General features: G+C 46.7%; 20 protein-coding genes and 1 pseudogene. All 21 read right to left on the bottom strand.

The window, feature by feature from the left end:
• Positions 1-84 precede the first annotated feature (84 nt).
• Positions 85-1,071, bottom strand: a pseudogene (locus EIZ58_RS12520) (alcohol dehydrogenase catalytic domain-containing protein); the annotation flags it as partial.
• Complete coding sequence (locus EIZ58_RS12515; protein WP_370297680.1) at positions 1,068-1,448, bottom strand: spore coat protein; 381 nt, start codon at positions 1,446-1,448, stop codon at positions 1,068-1,070. The gene EIZ58_RS12515 and the pseudogene EIZ58_RS12520, both read right to left, overlap by 4 nt.
• Positions 1,449-1,471: 23 nt before the next feature.
• A complete protein-coding gene (locus EIZ58_RS12510) occupies positions 1,472-1,723 on the bottom strand; it encodes a spore gernimation protein GerQ (protein WP_134701157.1) in 252 nt (83 codons plus the stop codon).
• A gap of 48 nt (positions 1,724-1,771) precedes the next feature.
• On the bottom strand, positions 1,772-1,936 hold the full coding sequence (locus EIZ58_RS33290; RefSeq protein ID WP_167577657.1) for a hypothetical protein: 165 nt from the start codon (positions 1,934-1,936) through the stop codon (positions 1,772-1,774).
• A 527-nt stretch (positions 1,937-2,463) separates the two neighbouring features.
• The gene (locus EIZ58_RS12505; RefSeq protein ID WP_240689056.1) at positions 2,464-2,772 is read right to left on the bottom strand and encodes an HPr family phosphocarrier protein; all 309 of its coding nucleotides are present in this window, start codon (positions 2,770-2,772) and stop codon (positions 2,464-2,466) included.
• A 411-nt stretch (positions 2,773-3,183) separates the two neighbouring features.
• A complete protein-coding gene (locus EIZ58_RS12500; protein ID WP_205672183.1) occupies positions 3,184-4,275 on the bottom strand; it encodes a GerAB/ArcD/ProY family transporter in 1,092 nt (363 codons plus the stop codon).
• Positions 4,276-4,317: 42 nt separating this feature from the next.
• Positions 4,318-4,542 carry a hypothetical protein gene (locus tag EIZ58_RS12495; RefSeq protein ID WP_134701155.1) on the bottom strand — a complete coding sequence of 75 codons (225 nt, stop codon included), beginning with the start codon at positions 4,540-4,542 and terminating at the stop codon, positions 4,318-4,320.
• A complete protein-coding gene (locus tag EIZ58_RS12490) occupies positions 4,539-5,726 on the bottom strand; it encodes a Ger(x)C family spore germination protein (RefSeq protein ID WP_134701154.1) in 1,188 nt (395 codons plus the stop codon). Before EIZ58_RS12490 ends, EIZ58_RS12495 begins: the two co-directional genes overlap by 4 nt.
• Entirely contained in the window at positions 5,723-6,832 is a 1,110-nt protein-coding gene (locus EIZ58_RS12485) for a GerAB/ArcD/ProY family transporter (RefSeq protein WP_134701153.1), read from the bottom strand. The genes EIZ58_RS12490 and EIZ58_RS12485 overlap by 4 nt, the downstream gene beginning before the upstream one ends.
• 5 nt (positions 6,833-6,837) lie before the next feature.
• The gene (locus EIZ58_RS12480) at positions 6,838-8,403 is read right to left on the bottom strand and encodes a spore germination protein (protein WP_134701152.1); all 1,566 of its coding nucleotides are present in this window, start codon (positions 8,401-8,403) and stop codon (positions 6,838-6,840) included.
• A gap of 449 nt (positions 8,404-8,852) precedes the next feature.
• Positions 8,853-9,296, bottom strand: a complete 444-nt coding sequence (locus EIZ58_RS12475) for a CapA family protein (protein ID WP_167577656.1) — start codon at positions 9,294-9,296, stop codon at positions 8,853-8,855.
• 28 nt (positions 9,297-9,324) lie between these two features.
• Positions 9,325-9,498 carry a hypothetical protein gene (locus EIZ58_RS33285; RefSeq protein WP_167577655.1) on the bottom strand — a complete coding sequence of 58 codons (174 nt, stop codon included), beginning with the start codon at positions 9,496-9,498 and terminating at the stop codon, positions 9,325-9,327.
• 500 nt (positions 9,499-9,998) lie between these two features.
• On the bottom strand, positions 9,999-10,703 hold the full coding sequence (locus EIZ58_RS12470) for a FadR/GntR family transcriptional regulator (RefSeq protein ID WP_134701150.1): 705 nt from the start codon (positions 10,701-10,703) through the stop codon (positions 9,999-10,001).
• A gap of 37 nt (positions 10,704-10,740) precedes the next feature.
• The gene (locus EIZ58_RS12465; protein WP_134701149.1) at positions 10,741-11,451 is read right to left on the bottom strand and encodes a FadR/GntR family transcriptional regulator; all 711 of its coding nucleotides are present in this window, start codon (positions 11,449-11,451) and stop codon (positions 10,741-10,743) included.
• Positions 11,452-11,734: 283 nt separating this feature from the next.
• The gene (gene gucD / locus EIZ58_RS12460) at positions 11,735-13,207 is read right to left on the bottom strand and encodes an alpha-ketoglutaric semialdehyde dehydrogenase GucD (RefSeq protein ID WP_134701148.1); all 1,473 of its coding nucleotides are present in this window, start codon (positions 13,205-13,207) and stop codon (positions 11,735-11,737) included.
• A gap of 48 nt (positions 13,208-13,255) precedes the next feature.
• Positions 13,256-14,518, bottom strand: coding sequence for a TRAP transporter large permease (locus EIZ58_RS12455; RefSeq protein ID WP_134701147.1), 1,263 nt, complete (start codon positions 14,516-14,518; stop codon positions 13,256-13,258).
• Positions 14,518-15,054 carry a TRAP transporter small permease gene (locus EIZ58_RS12450; RefSeq protein ID WP_134701146.1) on the bottom strand — a complete coding sequence of 179 codons (537 nt, stop codon included), beginning with the start codon at positions 15,052-15,054 and terminating at the stop codon, positions 14,518-14,520. The genes EIZ58_RS12455 and EIZ58_RS12450 overlap by 1 nt, the downstream gene beginning before the upstream one ends.
• A gap of 57 nt (positions 15,055-15,111) precedes the next feature.
• Entirely contained in the window at positions 15,112-16,164 is a 1,053-nt protein-coding gene (locus tag EIZ58_RS12445; protein WP_134701145.1) for a TRAP transporter substrate-binding protein, read from the bottom strand.
• A gap of 16 nt (positions 16,165-16,180) precedes the next feature.
• Positions 16,181-17,347: an iron-containing alcohol dehydrogenase gene (locus tag EIZ58_RS12440; RefSeq protein WP_134701144.1), complete on the bottom strand. Its 1,167-nt coding sequence runs from the start codon at positions 17,345-17,347 to the stop codon at positions 16,181-16,183.
• 216 nt (positions 17,348-17,563) lie between these two features.
• Positions 17,564-18,862: a (Fe-S)-binding protein gene (locus tag EIZ58_RS12435; RefSeq protein WP_134701143.1), complete on the bottom strand. Its 1,299-nt coding sequence runs from the start codon at positions 18,860-18,862 to the stop codon at positions 17,564-17,566.
• Positions 18,863-18,870: 8 nt separating this feature from the next.
• On the bottom strand, positions 18,871-20,295 hold the full coding sequence (locus tag EIZ58_RS12430) for an FAD-binding oxidoreductase (protein ID WP_134701142.1): 1,425 nt from the start codon (positions 20,293-20,295) through the stop codon (positions 18,871-18,873).
• Positions 20,296-20,308: the final 13 nt, after the last annotated feature.

The following is a 20,308-nucleotide window of genomic DNA, read 5'->3' as shown; positions in this document are numbered from 1 at the left end:
CAAATTAACAACAAACAAATGTTATAAAAATAATTACAGTTTACATATATAAAGGTTCAACCTATCTAAGCTATACCACTAGCTGTAGTGAATCACCGGTGCCTGACCTGTACGAAGATTGACATTCCGCTGAAAAATGTCCCCAAAGGGAAAAGCATTATATCGTCCGCCGTATACGCCCGTGACTTGAATGGTTCCGCCTTTACGCACGGCCTGCGTAGAGATAACGAAACCTCCCAACGCCCCGCCATGCAGCTTAAGGCCTGAAGCCAAAGATTCCAGCGGAGACATCTTTCCGCTCATTCCCGAACAGTCAATGACGACGTCGGCCCCTCCCTTCGTCATTTCCTTCAGATGGTTACCAATGTTCTCCTCTGACTCTATATTAACAGTCTCAACATGGTTCGTCCGTTTTGCATGCTCTAAACGATAGTCGAGAAAATCGGCAGCGATCACCCTCTTTGCACCCTTTAACCAAGCAAACTTCTGTGTCAACAGTCCAACAGGTCCACAGCCGATGACAATGACCGTGTCTCCTTCCTTCACGCCCGCATTGTCGACACTCCAAAACGCTGTTGTCATCGCATCTGCCATGAGGCATAATGTTTCATCGGGATGCTCGCAGCTCTCCGGAATTTTGAAATGCGTAAAATTTGCATAAGGGACTCGCAAGTACTCCGCTTGTCCTCCTGGATACCCGCCAGTCGTACCGGAATAACCGAAGTAGGCACCCATTTCCCCATGTTCATTAGAATTATCACATTGGCTTTCCAAGTGATTTTTACAGTAAAAGCATTCACCACAAGCGATGTTAAAAGGGATGATTACGCGGTCGCCTTTTTTCAAATTCGTAACACCTGGACCGACCTCTTCTACGATACCCATAGGCTCGTGACCGATTACATAATCCTCCGGCAAATTTGGAATCATCCCATGAATGAGGTGCAGGTCAGAGCCGCAAATGGCAGTAGATGTCACTCGGATGATCGCATCGTCCGCTTTTTCAATCTTCGGATCCGTGACCTCTTTAACGGTGACATTCTTGATTCCTTGATAAGTAACTGCCTTCATGCTTCGGTACCTCCCCTATGCTCGTCCGGTGTGCGATCAAACATGCCTTTTCTACTAGTATCGTCAGGGAACAGCTTCATCTTGCTGATTTCCACTGTATTTTCTGCAGATAATAGATCCAATTGATACTGTTCTTGAAGCTCGTAGGGATGGAACCATTTTTTACGGACCATCAGATCCGTAATTTCTTGGTGCAGCGCGATGCCCTGAAATAGCTGTGTTCGAAGCAAGGCTCTAGCATCAGGGGAGACCGTTTCTGTTAAGGTCACAGCCATATTTCGAACCCCTTCCTTGGCACGCATAAGAAAGTCCATAGCAAACGTCATATCGGCCATCTCGGGCATGTTAAGCGAGTTAGCAGGATCAACATAATCCATTTTAATCAGATCTCTGCGACTCCTTAATTCAAGATTGGTGTTGGACGAAATTCTGGTACCGGCGCTTGGAACGGAGCTTTGGCATATACAGCTTGCAGATCGGCAATGGCTTGAATGCTCTGTTGCACATCCTTTTGCATCAAATCTTTTAACTCTTGGTCAAACACTAATCCTTGCATTAACTTTGATTTAGCTAAACAAAGTGTCTTGAAATTAAGAGCCTCATGTATCTCTAGTGCTTCGTGAGCTGCTAACGTTTGGTGCTGTTTTATCATGTAATCACCTCCAAAAAGATCAAACATGGTTAGTTTTTTTTCGATAACTTATTCAATAAAAACTAAGGCAGTAAAACCGAAAAATAAAGGACAGAATCTAAAATTTGAGCTTGGGTCCATCAGACGATCCCCAGCACGATCTCTTGAACCATCCAAGAGATGAGTCATACCACGAACAAGTGTATCATCCTTATGCGTTTGGAAATTTTCCAACTAGCTCCTCCAATAATCAATTAATTTTACTACCACAATAATTTGCCACGTAGCATGATTCATTATGTGACCATCGAACCAATATATTTTAAACCCAAAACATCGGGCTTAGTTTATCTTTTGTGGAACTAGAGCGCGGGATCCTAGGAGTTTATTTGTGTACTTCTCTAACAGTGTACATAATTCTAGTTTTACCAAGTCAGTACCTTCACGGATTCCAATAGTAACGCTAGCCGCTTGCTTTAAATCTCTCTACCCTTACTTACTCCCACAGCACGTTTTACGGCTTGTTTTTAAAATGAGCTAATATCTCTTCATAGAGAGCTTAACGATCTCATGAGATATGATGTTAGTCATACTAGTGTCCACTCTAGGTACTAATAAAGAACCCTCAAAATTCAACTGGTTTTCGGGGGTTCTTTCTTTTCTTAACTTGAGATATATTTAAGGGTTTAGAGACATGTTCCTTCTTGTAGGAATAGAAAATTTGAGGTCGTTAGGAGAAATCGGATAATACTTATTCCAAATTAAATATTTGCACATATTGAAAATCGATTTCTTCCTTTATATATAGACAACGGTACAGCCGGGTGTAGATCCTGTGGACATTCCCAAATCCGTTCGAATGTGGCTTCTTCACGAATTATTCCTCGCCTTCCACCAAGTGCTTGGCACGCTTCAACCGCCTCCCCTTCATCTGCTCCATCGGCTTCCAATGTCACTACTTCACCATAGGCAACCGCTATCGACATGATACCGATAACGCTTTTTCCATTGATTAATTTTTCCTTTTTCCCGATCTTGATATCACTTGAAAATGCATTCGCAATTTTCACGAATTCATCCACTTGGCCATTAAGGGTCTGCAGAATGGCTTGCGCTTTGCTTTTGCCGCTTGCCTCGGGACCTCCAATTCACTAGCAAAGAAACGGGCATTGGCTTCGATCGTTTCATCAGTCAGATTGACGATATGGGTTCTGGCTCCGAGCTTATCATTCGGTTCATAAAAGCCGATATGTCCGTTGCTGCCAATGTAAATCTCCGTCCCAAAGCGACTCTAGAACCCGGGAAATCCCTTTGTCAGATCGATCCAAAACTTTCCGCTTATTTCCTGCAAAGTATTTGTGGAAAATGAGGTAGTTATTGGTACGACCCCGACAATAAGATTGCCAGAAGTGGAAGATACAACAGAATGACGATCTTCTACAAACCTAGGTGAACCCGGATTGGGACCGGGTTCACCTATATCAAACCTTCACGAACCTCTGACGAATGAATGCGATCAATAAAAGACATATCGGTATTACAAGTTCAATCGTCAAGTTATAAAAAGGGGTAATGGTCCCTACATAATGGGATAACTCAGCTAAATTGGGGCTCACCCATGACCCCAACAGTAAAAGGATAAAAGCCAAGGGAAAGACCGAAGGCCGGTAATCGGACAGATGCAGCCATTGGGAAATACCAACACTCGTGGCAAATAAATAAAGGGAAATTTTCATAAAGGCACTGACTATCCAGATTGCCATGATGATCGCCTCGAGATGCTGAAGAAAATCGGCCACACTAATGTATCGGGAAGCGTTCATGACAGGAAAAGTTAATCCGGAAGTAATTCCTCCAAATACGAGAAGGGTCGCTACGTTGATGGAAAACAAAGTAAAAAAGATGCAGAAGACGGAGATCATTCCCCATTTCATCCCTTTTTCCACGTCCGTGATAAAGGGCAAGAGAAACGCGATCAGCATCACATGGGAAAACCAGCCCATCGGACTTATCGCCCCCTTAATCGAAGGCATCCATCCTTTTTCCAGAATCGGAAGCAGGTTTTTCGTTTCCATTTCCGGAATCAGCAGAACAACCACAAAGACCCACAGGAAAATCACTATTGGGACGAGCATTTCGCACAATCTGGCCAACACTTCAACACCACCTCTAATGGCAAAGCCACAAACAAGCGCCATGCTTCCAAGGACAACAATCATTGGCGTTCTTTGCAGGAAGGTTAAGACGACAAACTCCCCATACTGCCTAATAATGACCCCATTGGAGATAAGAAAGTAACACAAGATGAGAAAGGTTAAAGTCTTTCCCGCTAAGCGCCCGACAATCATTTCTGCGTATTCGATAATGGTTTTCTTCGGATAGCGCTTGTGCAATTGAAATAAAATGTAAATCGTAAGATATCCAATGAAGGAAGCAATGATCGGCGGAATCCACGCGTCACGTCCCGCATGCTTGCTCATGACGGCCGGCAACAGAAGATCTCCTGTGGCCACTACCGCCGGAAAGATCATGATGGCCATTTGCAGACTGGAGATTTTTCCTTTTTCTATCATATTTTTCTCCTGGTTTCTTCTGATTTCTTAAGGCACTACTCATTATTCGAGAAGCTTCCCAAGCGGCTTATAAACCGCTTCGACCACCTTGGTTGGGCTGGGCAATTCCGGAAAATGGGCGAGCAGGATGGCCAACAGCCATCCCATCCCCGTCAGGGCCACAAAAGCCGCTTTCTCCTTCTTTTGCTTCCGGTTCAATTTCGGCCATTCATAGAGGGTCATGAGCGACACGATGAAAGTAGCGCCCACAATGGCTCCCCATTTCATTTTTTCTTCACCTCTTTCTCAGGCAGCCCTTGCGGAGTCGTATTCATTCCCGGCCTGCGGACATAAATCTTAATGTCATAGCTTACTTCCACCTTCGGAAAAACGTCATCCCATTCATCCTCAACCTTTTGCCATTCCTTTGGATATTTCCGGTGAAACGCTTCTGCGAAACCCAATATATCTGCCTTCAACTCTTTCTGGATCTTGTCTAGGGTAATGGCCATGCGATGTTCCAGATCTTTTTGCAGCTTTTTTTCCAGAAGCTTGACGAACTCTGGATTCATCAAGTTCAACTTGCTTCCGTTAGAGACGATATCATCTTCGGTTACGGAATGGACGGTTATTTTCCATTTTCCATTCTTAATCTCGGGAATGAGCTCGGTTTCGGCCCGCAGTAACTTGGCTGAAATATGACCCTGTCCCTCGTCCTCATTCATTTCGACGGTCACCGTAGCCTGCTTCATTTCGTTGCGGAACCATAATACGCCCCTGGTCAGCTTATCATCCAGCTCCCCAATCATTTTATCCTTCTTGAAAACTGCGGTGCGATTGATATAGGCAATCGTTTCCTGTGGCTCTTTCCCCTCTTCCGGAGGCAGGAGCTCAATAAGCGGCAATGCCGCAGCACCTGCCTCCTCTATCAGCATCTGCATCAGATCCTTTAGCGTAACATCCAGCAGCATTTCAAATACTGCCATTTCCCGCAGCACTTCCGAGCTGCTGCGCTCGATCGGGGGAACCAGGGCCAGCATATCCTTCGCCTTTCCCTTGGCCACAAACAAGTGGTTCCTCAGACGGGCTTCCGGCATACGGGAAAAAAATTCGAGATGTTGTTGGACCCCTGCTTTGGCCAGCTTCTCACCGATGATGATCACCTTGGCGTGGCCCCAGAAAATTCTTCGGGGAAGTTTTTCCTGAAGCTGGGAAACTGCATCAGCCACGGTATAACCCTCCCCTGTTCTCACTAAGGTTTCACCGCCGCCACCGCCACCTTCGGCTGTCCCTCCCGCGCCTAGCACTTTAGGAATCATGATTTCGGCAGTAACCTCAATGGTCTTCTCGTCCTTTTGGTCAATCCCGATTCCCATTACAAGGGCCAAATCATTGACTTCCGTGCGATCCCAGCAACCGGAAAGAAGCAGAAGATTCCCAAAGGCTAAAAGCACCATAAGCTTGTTCCTCATCCCTTTGCCTCCTTCTTTGTTCGCATCTTTCCCTTTCGAATGCATGCGATCATCAACAAGAACAACGGAATCCCGACTTGGATTGAAACCAGGTAAAAAGAACCTGAGGTTCCTAGAAAATGGGCCATTTCCTGTAGGTTGGGAGATGCCCACACCGCGAAGAGCGCCAATAGGAAACCTAGCGGAAAAACAAGCGGGCGGTAGTCGGACAGATTCAGCCACTGGGCCGCTCCCAACGCCAGCGCATAGTAAAACACGGATATTTTCATAAATGCGCCAATCACCCACATGGCCATGACAAGAGACTCCAAATGCTCCAGAAAATCCCCAACACTCACATAGCGGATGATATTCATAACGGGGTAGAGAAACGTTCCGGTAGTCCCCCCTAAGACGAACAGGGTGGCCAGATTCGTCACTACCATCATCACCATGACTAAAAAGACAGAAATCATTCCCCATTTCAGCCCTTTTTCCCGGTCAGTCAAGAAAGGGAGCAGAAATGAAATCAGCAGAAACTCGCTGAACCACGCCTGTAGAGGAACCGATCCCTTGAATGAAGGCATCAACCCCTTTTCCATAATCGGGAACATGTTTTCCAGTTCCATGTCCGGGATAATCAAGAAAAACATGAACAAGGTCAACAGCAGGACAATAGGCACGAACATTTGCCCCAGTCGTCCCAGTACTTCAATTCCTCCGCGCACGGCAAAGGCGCAAGCCAATGTCATGCTGCCCATAACAAAGCCAAGGGGAGTTTGCATAAGGAATATTCCGATGATAAACTCCCCATACTCCCGAATAATGATTCCATTGACATGGAGATAAAAAAGCAAAACAATCAGCCCGAGCGCTTTTCCCGGAAGTGTTCCTACAATGCGAGAGCTGTATTCGATAATCGTCTCCTTCGGATACATCCGGTTCAGCTGAATGGCAATATATACCGTGAGAAATCCGACAAGCGAAGCCCACGCCGGCGACATCCATAGATCTCGTTCGGCATGATGGGCGGTCAGTCCCGGCACGAGAAGAATGCCCGTAGCGATGATGGTCGGATGCATCAGGATGGCCATCTGCAGAGCCGATATTTTCCCTTTCTCAACCACCGTCCTCACCTCTCATCACCGAGCCTCGGATCAGGCTTTTGGTCCGGTGCCTGCCGGTATTTGTTATCTTCACCCGTCAAGTGAGGTCGTGTGTTGAGCATCCACCAGGGCGCCCGCATCAAGACATCCTTCATGTCGCGGAATTTCATCGGAGCCATAGGGCTAAGGTAGGGCACGCCAAAGGATCGCAAACTGCACAAATGGGTAAGCATGATGATCAGTCCCAACATCACGCCTAACAACCCCAGCATGCCCGCCATGATGATCATGGGAAAGCGCAGCATGCGCAAAGCAATACCCGCAGTATAGCGGGGGATCGTGAAGGAAGCAATGCCCGTAATCGCCACCACCATGACCATAGGAGCCGAAACAATACCGGCCTGAACGGCTGCCTGGCCAATGACCAAGGCCCCGACAATGCTCACGGCAGCCCCGACCTGCTTGGGAAGCCGCACTCCTGCTTCCCGCAGCGCTTCAAAGGTGATTTCCATAATCAGGGCCTCAACCAGGGCGGGGAAAGGAATCTGTTCCCGGGAAGAGGCCATACTGATCAATAGGGTGGTCGGCACCATCTCTTGATGATAGGTCAACACAGCCACATAAACGGAAGGAAGCAACAGGGAAATCACTAAGAATACATAGCGCAGCCAGCGGATCACCGTACCAATCATGTACCGCTGATAATAATCTTCGCTGGACTGGAGCAAAGAATAGAGGGTAATCGGGGCAACGATCACAAAGGGCGTACCGTCAACCAGAATAACCACACGCCCTTCAAGCAAGCTGGATACTGCTACATCTGGGCGCTCCGTATTTAGCATTTGAGGAAAGGGAGAATAGGGATTATCCTCGATCAGCTCCTCGATATAGCCGCTTTCAAGCACACCGTCAATGTCGATGCGCTTTAGCCGGGTGTTCACTTCTTGCAGAAGCGTAGGATCGGCGATGCCTTCCATATAGGAAACGATGACTTCCGTCTTGGTATAACGACCGATTTGCATCGATTTCATTTTCAATTGGGGTGTCCTCAACCGCCTTCGTAGCAACGAAGTATTGACCCCTATAGATTCCGTAAACCCTTCACGCGCTCCTCTAATCACGGCCTCCGCCGTTGGTTCTTCAACAGACCGCTTCTCCCACTTCGCCAACCCTAAGGCAAAGCCTTTCATTTCCTTCTCCACTAGCAGTAGAGGGTTGCCAATAGAGAGGTGTTCGATGCAATCACCAACGGTTTTGATTTCCTTCACCTTGGAAACCGATATCTTCATTTCAAACCATTCATTAAGGTTTTTCATTTTCCCGGCGCTTTCCTCCATTAGCGGTGAAAGAACGCTGGCGTCTATTTCTTCAATGTTGGACAGACCCTCGATATATAAAAGAATCGCTTTGGTTTTTCCGCCGATCAGAAAAGGTCGGAAAACGACGTCAGAGCAATCTTCATAGATTGATTGAAGTAGGTGGAGATTCTGATCCAAATCGGAAGAAAGCGGTTGCTTTTCATCCTGTCTCTTTTGTCCCTGCTGACTTTTGGCTGTTTTGACGTTCGATCTGAACCACTTGCGAAAAAACACGCAAATCCCTCTCTCCTATGTAAAAACGACGGAAAAGGTAAATATCATTCCAACCCTCTTCTCTGCCATATTTAACACCATCATTTCCATATATTGAATTCGATAATCACACTGGAAGACGTGGTGATGAATGCCTCCGGGTACTCCTCGTGAATAATTTCCTTTACCCGGTTTCCATGGGCCGGATTGATATAAGTAAACAGGAAGGCTAGGTTATGTAAAGAAAGAGACACCGCTACGATAAAACTCCGCAGCAGTGTCTCAAGTATTAAAACTATTTCTTATGAATTCGTTTAAAGTGTTAAGGGCATTATATTGGCCTCTCCCCGGTCTACCACTAAAGCAACAATCAAGGAAATCTTGCTCATTATTGACAGATAGAATCTAGTTGTTATGCGCTGTCAACAACGGTACGATGTATGCAGCTCGCCATTTTTTACTCCGACTGTTTACAGTTTGAGTCGACCTACGCTGCCATCGATTGCGGCCAAGACATTGAACGGTTTGGAAAGTCGATTTAAGCGATCAAGCACCGTCACGGAAGAAGGTTCATCCAAAAACACAGGATCACCTTGGAAATTTAGTTTAATAGGCAGGAAACGGGCTTCCATCATGCCTTCCGCCCCATAATCAAGTGCATGGTTGTTAGCGATTGTCAGCACGTCAATCCCGACTTCAGCTATGGAGGATGCGAGCGAGGGATCCGCTTTAATGGTGGCCGCTTTATCTGCGCGCCCGAGAGCATTGGTTAACGGAATTTCCAGGTTGGCGATGGACAAGTCAGCTTGGCGCAAATACTCCCAAATCTTATTTACTCCCGATTTGCATTTTCTAACGTCGCGGAAAGGAGCAAAATCTCCAACCGAAGCAACAATCATCCGTATTTTTGGCATATTGGTCATCTCTTTGTCATTTTAGGGCTTACATGTGATTGGGTCCGTGGCCTTGTTTCTTCGGATCCCACCATACTTGTTCCAATACCCACATATAACTGTAGTCTCCGGTTTTCTCATCTGGGATCAAAATGAATACCTTATCATGCGTGGATCCCTGTTGAATTTCAGGTTTTAGCTCTTGTTGATCTCCAAGTATCACAAGGTTTTTAATCTCTGCACCATCTTTAACGGCTTCCACGAGACCAATGGTGATCTTTTCGGCTACAGATGCTCCGTGGTCATTCGGGTTTATGTTCTAGAAAAGTTAATCTCTATCCCTTCTGCCTTACAAGCTCTAAGGTATACTAAACCTTTGGATGAGCTGAGTTTCTTTCACAATAGCTACTAACTCACAAACAACTGGATAGCATTATTCCCTGTTGCTCCTTTGATGGGTTCTCTCTTTTGCTCTGCTCGTGATTTTGCCTTGGCACCAGCCGGAAGATTTTATTCTAAAGACTACTTGGCAGCCTACAATTTTATCATTTTTAATAGACCAAAAAGAGACTCTTCTGGGAGTCCCTTTCGTGTAAACTTGGAGCCCTTTTTCTTCTGCCAATCAAGGACGTTATCGTAAAGTAAGAAGCGCTTTGCCGTTGACGGTCACGTGCTGGTGCTCCGAGACATCACGAGGACCCTGTCCATGGAAATCGCTTCGAACTACTCTCCTTCATGAAGAAATAAATGCAGCTTTTTTTCCACATTCTTCAAATGAACTAAACATTGTACCTTTGCCAGTTCGGGTTCTTCCGCTTCAATGGCAAGGAAAATATTCTCATGTTCCTTGTATACAATTTGCTTTTTCCTTGTCAAACCTAGATTTTGCCTTAATGTCATTTGAAGAATTTTCTTATGTAATGCAGAAAGATTCTCGAACATGTAAGTCATCATTGGATTGTGAGCAGCCTGAATAATGGCACGATGAAATTCGAAGTCAGCTTCCTGACCGGTCTTATCGTCAGCAATAAAGTCATCCTTAAGCCATTCCAAAACATTGCGCAAGTGCTCCAAATCTTCAGGCGTTCGCCTCAGCGCAGCCAAATATGCCGCTTCCGGCTCAAGAATTCGTCTGATTTCAAATAGATGATAGATGCTTTCCGCATCCGAGGAATCCATTTCGAATGGATGATAGAAGGAAGGCGGCACTTTGCTTTCCACATAGCTTCCGCCGCCTTGTTGCGAATAAATGACGCCCATGGAACGCAAAACGCTCAAAGCCTCACGAACGGGTAAGCGACTTACACCAAATCGGGCGGCCAATTCCATCTCCGTCGGCAATTTGGAACCCGGAATAATTTCTTTTCTTTCAATCATTGCTAACAGCTCGCGGGCAATTTTTTGGGATATCTTTTCTTTTTTCTCCATATTCCAAACCTCGTTTTCTTCCGCTCCTATCCTAGCACTACGTTTCTTCTACAAAATTAATTTGCTTTTTAATATTGTTGATATGCGTTTCCATTGCCTTTCGCGCCATCTCCGGATCACCCAAAAGAATGGCCTCATATATCCTATAATGTTCCCCCACCACTTCTTCCGTCTTCCCTGGGATTCTTAGAGCATCGATCCTTGCCTCATATACCCCACGAATAAAGGTATCTGAAATTAATTTTAACATGTTGGCCATCATGGTATTATGGCTTGCTTCCACAATGGCACAATGAAAAGCAACATCCTCTTCTACCGCAAGCTTTTTTTGTTTTATCGAAGTTTCCAGCAGGTCGAACGTATGCTTGATCCGTTTCAAATCCTGCTCTGTTCTCCGTTGAGCAGCAAAAAAGGCAGCACAGCTCTCAATCCCAAGACGCAATTCAAGCAATTCAAAAAGATCCACATTCCCTTCATTAAATATGGATTCGAATAGCTTAAATATTTCATCGACTTCATTATCATTCAAGTAATTTCCAATGCCTGGCTTAACAACAATGATGCCTTTTGACGCTAATACGCTTATCGCTTCACGAACCGCACCTCTAGAAACGGAAAACAAGCTTGCTAATTCTCTTTCTGCCGGAAGTTTGTCCCCCGGTTTCAAATCACCCGTTTCAAGGGATTCTTTAATTCTGTTTATAATGATTTCATAAACTTTTTGCTTTTTGATTGGTGCATAGTCCATATTTTTCCACCTTTCAAGACTATAAGCAGGATTAGCCTGATCCCAATAGTCCGGTACCGTGGTAAGACCACTATTATTCTAAATCGATATTACTATATACTTTCATAATTTTCAATATACATTTTCTCAATTCCTATTTCGAATTCAATAGCCAGTCCTTATATCCTATCATAAACACAATAGATCTATGGAATACTTTTTTAAGTAAAATGAAATACCTCCTCTGAATCGAAGGGCTTAATTTGATTCAGGGAGGCGCTTTGTATAGTAATTATTGGTTAATTTAGGCCTTAACGAATACCGTTTTAATCGCAGTAAAGAATTCTATCGCGGCTTGTCCTTGTTCGCGGGAACCGGAGCTGGATTGCTTTAGACCGCCGAATGGAGCCTGTAACTCAACCCCGGCACTTTCGGCATTGATGCGAACAAGCCCTGCATCCATTTCATTGATAAAGGAAAGCATGTTGCCGATATTTTGAGTAAAGATCGAAGCACTCAAGCCATATTGAACATCGTTTGCTATTTCAAGCGCTTGTTCAATGGTGTCAACTTTTATCAGGGCAAGCACCGGTCCAAAAATTTCTTCTTGAGCGATGATCATATTTGAATATACATCTTCAAATACTGTAGGCTCCACAAAATAACCGTTCTCTAATCCTTCTCCCTCGGCACGCTTACCGCCATGCAGGAGCGTTGCGCCTTCTGCCATTCCCTTTTCGATGTAGGAAAGCACCGTTTCCAGCTGGTTTTCGCTCGCGCATGGACCCATCCAGGATTCAGCATGCAAGCCATGGCCTACCTTTATTTCTCTTACTTTGGCAAGAAGCTTTGATTTGAATTCATCGTATACTCCACTTTGAACGATTACGCGACTCGTAGCCGTGCACTTTTGGCCGGTGGAACGCAATCCCCCGCTGATGGTTGCGTCGACGGCTTGTTCCAGATCGGCATCATCGGCTACAAATACAGGGTTTTTTCCGCCCATTTCCAGCTGGTACTTTGCGCCCCGGGCTACAGCCCCTTGCGCAACCTGCTTACCCACTTGATCAGAACCGGTAAATGAAATTCCGCTAATATCAGGGTGATCGATGATTCCTTGTCCGATGACGGATCCGGAACCGGTTACGAAGTTAAGGACGCCTGTAGGCAGTCCAGCCTCAGCAAAGCATTCTACCATTTTAGCCGCCGTTACGGATGTTTCCAGCGCCGGCTTAATGACAACCGTATTTCCATAAACAAGTGCAGGCGCCATTTTCCATATGGGGATGGCTACCGGGAAATTCCAAGGTGTAATCAATCCAACCACGCCAAGCGGAACACGGGTGGTAAACATGAGGGCTTCACTATCTGTCGAAGGGATCACATCACCCACCTTGCGCATGCCTTCCCCGGCGTAGTATCGCAAGATAGCGATTCCTCTTGCCGTTTCCCCCTTCGCCTCCGGAAAAGTCTTGCCCATTTCCTCTGTCATGGTCTTCGCAATATCGTCCAAGCGTTGTTCAAGCACATTGGCCACTTTATAAAGGTATTCTCCCCTTGCTGCCCCCGATAGCTTCCTCCATTGAATCTGCGCCTTTTTCGCTGCTTCTACCGCAAGATCCAGGTCTTCTTTGCTTGATCTTTGGACGTAACCTACCACTTCATTCTTATTTGCCGGATTGACACTTGGAGCTATTTCATTAGAGGATGCGGATACCCATTTCCCATTGATATAATTCAAATAGGTTTTTACTTGTGTTCCGGTGGATAATGTCATTTTGATGTTCCTTCCTTTTCTTTCCGATTTTTTACGAATTCAAGCGCTTTATAGGAAACCGATAGAAAGTGCAGGAATAAAGGTCAATAGAATCAAATCAATAATGGTGATGATCAAGAATGGCACCACTCTGCGGACAATGGTATTAAAAGAGATATCTCCCAGACTTTTCGCGACAAACAGATTGACGCCCAACGGAGGGGTTAGCAAGCCGATGGACAGGTTTACGATCATAATCACCCCAAAATGGATCGGATTAATATCAAACTGAGCTATCAATGGCATCAGCATGGGAACCAAAATGATGATTGCAGCATTCAGCTCCAGGAAAGTACCGACAATCAACAGAACCAGATTAATAAAGATGAGGAGCATCGTCGCGCTGGTGGCGAAGGAGCCTACAAATTCAGCAACTTTTTGCGGAACCTGTTCGGTAGTTAATATCCAGCTCATCACATTGGCCGTTGCGATAATCAGAAGAACCATGGAGGAAATGAGACCTGAATCAACAAAGACTGCCTTCAAATCTTTCGGCTTCATCTCTCTGTACACAAAAATCGAGATAATCAAACCGTAAACACAGGCGATAACCCCAGATTCGGTAGGGGTAAAAAACCCTCCATAAATTCCGCCAAGAATAATGATGGGCATTAGCAAGCCCCAAATCGATGCTTTGAAAGTGCGGAAAAATTTGGAAAGCGAAGTTTTCTCTGCTCCTTTGTACCCGCGTTTCTTGGCTATGAAATAGCTGTAGACCATCAGACTAACCCCAACGAGTATGCCGGGCACCACACCCGCTACAAAAAGATTGCCGACACTCACATTGGCCGTCAGACCGTAGGTAACAAAGGGAATGCTTGGCGGAATGATGACACCAATTGTACCGCTTACCGCCATGAGAGCGATGGAAAAGCCTTTATCGTACCCCGCTTTTACCATGGCTGGGACCATAATGCTTCCGATGGCAGCCACCGTGGCAGGCGCAGAGCCAGAGATGGCAGCAAAGAACATACTGGCTAATATCGCAATGATGGCTAATCCGCCTGTCATGGAACCGACAATACTGGCTGCAAAATCAATCAGGCGCTTGGAGATCCCCCCAACCTCCATAATCTTTCCTGCAATAATGAAAAAGGGGATAGCCATTAGAGGGAAGGAATCCAATCCGGTAAACATCCTTTGCACGACGACGAATGAAGGGACATCGGAAACCAATACAATGGCCAAGATGCACGCTAAGGCTATAGAAACAGCCAAGGGCACATTCAATAGGAGAAGCGCGGCCAGCGACAGGAATAACGTACTGCTCATCAGACTGTAGCCTCCTTTCTTTCAGTGTCTTTCTGCTTGTCTTCCTTGGTATCCCTAAAAGATAGGAATCCTTCTAATATTACAAGCACATATCGAAAAGCCATCAACAATACACCCACAGGGACAGCCGAATAGACTAAGTACATCGGCACCCGCATGGCGGGAGATAGCTGGTTGGTAGCAATCAGTTTCATAACAAAAGGCATGCCGATGGCGATGAGAAGAATACAAAAGCACAAAGCTATAAAATGACTTAACAAAGTAACCACTCGCTTGGCTTTTTCAGGGAGATAAACGGTTGCTACATCAATACTAATATGCATGGATCTTTTGACACCCAAACTAGCAGCAATGAAAGTCGCCCATATCATTAAATATCTGGCAAGCTCCTCTGCCCAAGACAATGAATCCTTTAACAGGAAACGGTTAAAGACCCCCCAAAAAACAACAGCCAGCATAATAAACAAAAACACAAAGATGATGGATTCTTCGATTTTTGTCAGGATGCTATCGATCTTGCGGATCAGTCCACTCATATGGTTTCCACCACCTTTAGAGAAATTTTCTGGGGGGAGATCAATCCCCCGCTTGCGTTATTGATGTTCTTTTTCGGCTTGCTTGACGGCTTCCACAATTTTATCAACCAGCCCGGCTTCCAATTCATTTCGGTATTTATCGTATACCGGCTGGGTGGCCTTCTGGAATGCATCCTTTTGCTCGCTGCTCAGCTCGACCACTTCCATGCCTTGCGCTTTCATATTTTCCAGCCCTTTCGCTTCCTGCTTGCGGTTCAGGTCACGTTCAAGCTTGCTCCAATCTTTAGCCGCCTCTTGAATGATAGTTTGCAGGTCTTGAGGCAAGCTGTTAAAGAAATCAGCATTCATCATCATCACGTAGGGACCATAGAGGTGGCCGTCCAGCGTGAAGTACTTACTGACTTCATAGAAGCGCATGCTCTCCATAAGGGAAATCGGATTTTCCAAGCCATCGATGACTCCTTGCTGAACGGAAGTGTATACTTCACCAAAGGCCATCGGCGTCGGGGACCCTCCCATCGATTGAACCATAGCCATATGCGCCGGATTTTCCATGGTGCGGATCTTCAAGCCTTGAATATCCTCGGGTTTTTCAATGGGTCTGACCTTGTTTGCAAAATGACGGAAACCATTTTCACCCCAGGCTAAACCTTTGACCCCAACAGAGCTCATGCCATCCAGGATTTCTTGTCCAACCGGCCCATCCAGCACGGCGTCAGCGATCTGCTCATTTTTGAACAGGAACGGAAGATCGGTAACCATCATGTTTGGGTATATGCCTGGGATCGGGCCTGTAGAAAGAACCGCCATTTCGATGGATCCCATTTGAACCCCTTCCATATTCTCCCGTTCTCCTCCCAGCTGGCCGGCAGGATGAGTGGAAATCTGAATCGCTCCATTGCTTTTCTCTTCCACTTCTTTTTTGAATGCCTGCAAGGAGTCTTCCAATCGGTCATTCGACTGCGGCGAATTATGCGCAATCTTAATGCTGTAAACCTTTCCCGCTTCGGGAGCAGCACTTGTCTGCGCAGGTTGATCGGATGAGGAGCAAGCCGACAGCAAAACAATAGAGGACAACGCGATGGACAGCAATGTTGATATTTTTTTCATGACCCTTACCTCCAGTTTATTCCATGATTCCATGGTAAGCATTTTCGATGATAGCCTGTATATCGGCAGCACGGGTCAGCCTCGGATTGACGAATACGTTACCGCTTCGCATGGAATCCTCTACCAGTTGCGGCAAGTAATCGAGAGAAACGCCAAGGTCCTTGATATTATGAGGAATTTCAAAATCCCGGTTCATTTCTTGAACGGCTTCAATGGCTAGGTAAGCTGCCTCTTCAGCGGAACGTCCGGAAATATCCTTGCCCAGTGCCGCTGCAATATCGCTCATTTCATTCGGGCAGGCAGGCAAATTGTATTTCATAACAAAGGGAAGCAGCGTCGCATTGGCAATTCCGTGCGGGATATTGAAAACCCCTCCAAAAGTATGCGAAATCGCATGAACATTGCCTAAACGGGACTGTGCAAAAGCTGCTCCTGCCATCATCGAAGCCAACAGCATGTTTTCTCGGCTTTCAACATCCGTACCGACAAAGTAGGACTTACGCAGGTTTTCTCCGATGATTTTCACTGCAGAGATGGCAAAAGACTTGCTGACAGGCGTAGCTTGCTTGGACGTATAGGATTCAATCGCATGCGTAAGCGCATCCATTCCAGTTGCGGCCGTAATGCTTTGCGGCAAGTTAATCGTAAGCATCGGGTCCAATATGGCGATAATCGGTAGCATATAAGGGCTGATGACCGCGGCTTTGAAGGAGGTCTGCTTATTGGTTACGACTGTTGAGTTGGTTACCTCACTGCCCGTTCCTGCTGTCGTTGGGATCGCAAATAAAGGAATAGCGGGATTCCTTAGCTTCCCTACGCCTTCATAATCCAGGATTTTCCCTTCGTTGTTGGCCATGGCAGCGATTCCTTTTGCGGTATCGATGCTGCTTCCTCCACCAACTCCAAGAACGGCATCGCAGTTCGTTTCTCGTAGGACGATGGTTCCGCGGTCAACAATTTCAGCACTTGGATTCGGCTCTACCTGATCGAAAATGCAGTAATCTATGTTTCTTTCATTAAGGGATGATTCAATCCCTTGAAGAAGATTTGCGTTTCTCACCCCCTGATCGGTTACGATGAGAAGCTTTCGCTGAACATAAGGCTTAAGGATTTCACCTGTGTTATTCGATAGACCTCTTCCCCAGACTACTTTGGTCGGTGTAAAAAAAGAATGCGATTGCAAATATACCCCTCCTCTTTTATCTCTAAAACTTTACAGGTGGAAAGGGTTGTCCACCCTTTCCGATTTTAATGAATGTTTTGATCTTATCCGGTAGTGTGGCTATGTGGTAGGACCACCTTACCTTTAATGATACTACTATAAAATACTATAATTATCAATACATAGAAACAAATTTGATTGCAAACAGGAAAGAATAACTATTAAACTGTTATTCTATTAAACCAAACCTGCAGATTCAGCAAGCAATTCTACTAAATGAACGGCTCTTGACCGACTAGGCACCCTATCCTGTTCACGTTTCACTCCCAGCTTCATTTGCAATAAACAGCCTGGATTGGTCGTGATGATCACCGTCGCTCGGGTTTCTTTTACCGTTTGCATTTTGACATCGAGAACCTCCATGGATTCCTCGTAGTTCACTACATTATAGATCCCAGCAGACCCGCAGCACATGTTAGGATTGGCCATTTCTCTGAAAGTAACGCCTGGAATGCGCTTGATGAGATCTAATGGCTCCTTCGTGATTTTCTGTACATTGGTCATGTGGCAGGAGCGCTGGTATGTGACAATTTCATGAATAGGGTTCGTAAGCGGCAGTTCGCACTGCGCAAGCACCTCGCTAATATCGCGAACTTTGGCCACAAATGCTTTGGAGCGATCTTCCCACTCCGGATCCCCATGAAAAAGATGGTGGTACTCAACGAGCATCGCGCCGCAGCCTCCCGCATTATTCACGATGAAGTCCACGTCCATCTTTTCAAAAGCCTCGATGTTTTGCTTAGCCAGCACTTTCGTGTCGTCTCGCCTCCCGGCGTGGGCATGGAGCGCACCGCAGCAGGTCTGTTCGCGGATGACTTGAACCTCGCAGCCTGACAGAGCCAGCAATTCCATGGATAAGCGATTGATTTTTTCAAAAATGGCGTCCATCACACAGCCGACAAAAAAGGCTACTTTAAACCGGGGTGCCGTTTCCGCTGGAGGTTCAAACCGATGAGGCCTCTTTCTGCGCTCCGCAGGGGAACTCACCTCCGGGAGCACTTCCTCAAATGCCCAGAGATTTTCAGGAAGCACGCGATTCAGCTTCCCTTTATTAGCCAATGACTGAACTCCCGTCGATTGGTATAGCCAGATAAGATCCGCAGCAAGCTGCAGTTTTTTTGATTCAGGGAAGACATCCCGAAATAGCTTGTCCTGAATCCAACGGACCTTTTTGGAGGTTCTCTTTCCTTTATGCTCAGCCAGGACTTCCTTCGTATCTTCCAGGATTTTGCCGTATTGCACCCCTGACGGGCAGGCTGTCTCACAAGCGCGGCACCCAAGGCAAAGGTCAATCGGCTTTTCCAGCTCATCCAGAGTGAGGTGACCCTCGGCTGCCATTTTCACCAGATTGATCCGCCCGCGCGGCGAATGGGTCTCCTTTTCCATCGTCAGGTAGGTAGGACAAGCCGGCAAGCAGTAGCCGCATTGGACGCACTGGACCGTTTCGTCGTATGGCAAGACCATTCCCTTCGTCATGTTGTTCACTACCCTTCCGTTAAGTTGAGCTTCTGTCCCGGCTCCGGGAAAATCTTCCCTGGATTCATGATGTTCTTCGGATCCCAGCTCTCTTTGATCCGCCTCATCATGTCCAGCCCTGCAGCACCCAGCTCCATCTCCATGAACGGCGCCTTCATATTACCGATGCCATGCTCCCCGGAAAGCGTGCCTCCCAATTCAATGGCTGTTTCAAAAATCTCAGCAACGGCCTTCTCTACGCGTTTCATTTCTTCCTTATCCCGTTTATCCGCAACGATATTGGGATGAAGATTGCCATCGCCCGCATGCCCAAATACAACGAGATTGACCTTATATTTTTCGCGAATCTTTTTTAAGCGCGCAAACATTTCCGGAATCTGGCTGCGCGGAACCGTAGCATCCTCAGAAATTTTCGTCGGCTTGACCCGGGTAATGGCCGGTGAAACCATTTTCCGCGCCTTCCAGAGACTTTCGCGCTCAGCTTGCGTACTGGCTATTCGCACGCTGCGCGCCCCAATCGTTTCGCAGATCTGGGCCGCTTCCTTTATTTCTTCTTCGACGGCACGCGGATGCCCGTCCACCTCAATCAGTATGATCGCTTCGGCATCCACAGGCAGTCCGCTTGGCTTATACGATTCAACGGCTTGAATGCAGGCCTGGTCCATAATCTCCATCTTTGCAGGCAGGATGCCTGAGGTAAGGACCTTGGAAATCGCTTCCCCCGATGTCACGATATCGTCAAAGATGGCCATCAAGGTAGCTGTTCCCAGCGGCTTTGGAATAAGCTGCAGCGTCGCTTCCGTGATGATCCCGAGCGTTCCTTCCGAACCCACAATGAGCTTGGTCAGATCATAGCCCGTTACGTTCTTCACGGTGCGCCCACCCGTGCGGATGATCTCTCCTTGCGGCGTCACCAACTCTAAACCCAATACATAATCCTTGGTCACGCCATATTTCAGCCCACGCGGCCCGCCGGAATTCTCCGCCAGATTTCCCCCGATCGTGGAGACCGCAGAGCTGCTGGGATCAGGCGGGTACATGAGACCCGCCCTCTCGGCAGCTGCATGGATATTACCGGTAAGCACGCCAGGCGAGACCACAACGATCAGATCGTCCACAATGACCTCCAGCTTCTGATCCATCTTGGACAAATCCAGCACAATGCCGCCCTCCACAGGCAGCGGGCCACCGGAAAGGGAGGTGGACTGTCCCCGCGGGATGATCGGAATGGTATTCTCATAAGCTAGCTTCACGATAGCAGCCACTTCTTCAGTACTCTTCGGCTGAACCACGACTTCCGGCATATAACTGCCGAACGAGCCATCATAGGAATAACCTGCCAAATCCTGCTTTTCCGTCATGACGCGCTTATCATCGGCAATCTTTGAACGAATCTGGCGTATGATCTCAATATCAACTCTTCTGTAAGCCATGATGATCATCCTT

Origin of the sequence: Ammoniphilus sp. YIM 78166, from assembly GCF_004522215.1 — a bacterium.
Classification (GTDB): Bacteria; Bacillota; Bacilli; order Aneurinibacillales; family RAOX-1; genus YIM-78166.
Note: the sequence above shows the minus strand (reverse complement) of the source record. Positions and strands in the feature narration are given on the sequence as shown.

Coding starts and splice junctions, on each gene's coding strand:
- EIZ58_RS12500 (WP_205672183.1), bottom strand. CDS start 4,275: ATGATAGAAAAAGGAAAAATCTCCAGTCTGCAAATGGCCATCATGATC.
- EIZ58_RS12455 (WP_134701147.1), bottom strand. CDS start 14,518: ATGAGCAGTACGTTATTCCTGTCGCTGGCCGCGCTTCTCCTATTGAAT.
- gucD (WP_134701148.1), bottom strand. CDS start 13,207: ATGACATTATCCACCGGAACACAAGTAAAAACCTATTTGAATTATATC.
- EIZ58_RS12445 (WP_134701145.1), bottom strand. CDS start 16,164: ATGAAAAAAATATCAACATTGCTGTCCATCGCGTTGTCCTCTATTGTT.
- EIZ58_RS12465 (WP_134701149.1), bottom strand. CDS start 11,451: ATGGACTATGCACCAATCAAAAAGCAAAAAGTTTATGAAATCATTATA.
- EIZ58_RS12515 (WP_370297680.1), bottom strand. CDS start 1,448: ATGGATTATGTTGATCCTGCTAACTCGCTTAACATGCCCGAGATGGCC.
- EIZ58_RS12430 (WP_134701142.1), bottom strand. CDS start 20,295: ATGGCTTACAGAAGAGTTGATATTGAGATCATACGCCAGATTCGTTCA.
- EIZ58_RS12475 (WP_167577656.1), bottom strand. CDS start 9,296: ATGCCAAAAATACGGATGATTGTTGCTTCGGTTGGAGATTTTGCTCCT.
- EIZ58_RS12435 (WP_134701143.1), bottom strand. CDS start 18,862: ATGACGAAGGGAATGGTCTTGCCATACGACGAAACGGTCCAGTGCGTC.
- EIZ58_RS12450 (WP_134701146.1), bottom strand. CDS start 15,054: ATGAGTGGACTGATCCGCAAGATCGATAGCATCCTGACAAAAATCGAA.
- EIZ58_RS12495 (WP_134701155.1), bottom strand. CDS start 4,542: ATGAAATGGGGAGCCATTGTGGGCGCTACTTTCATCGTGTCGCTCATG.
- EIZ58_RS12470 (WP_134701150.1), bottom strand. CDS start 10,703: ATGGAGAAAAAAGAAAAGATATCCCAAAAAATTGCCCGCGAGCTGTTA.
- EIZ58_RS12490 (WP_134701154.1), bottom strand. CDS start 5,726: ATGAGGAACAAGCTTATGGTGCTTTTAGCCTTTGGGAATCTTCTGCTT.
- EIZ58_RS12510 (WP_134701157.1), bottom strand. CDS start 1,723: ATGATAAAACAGCACCAAACGTTAGCAGCTCACGAAGCACTAGAGATA.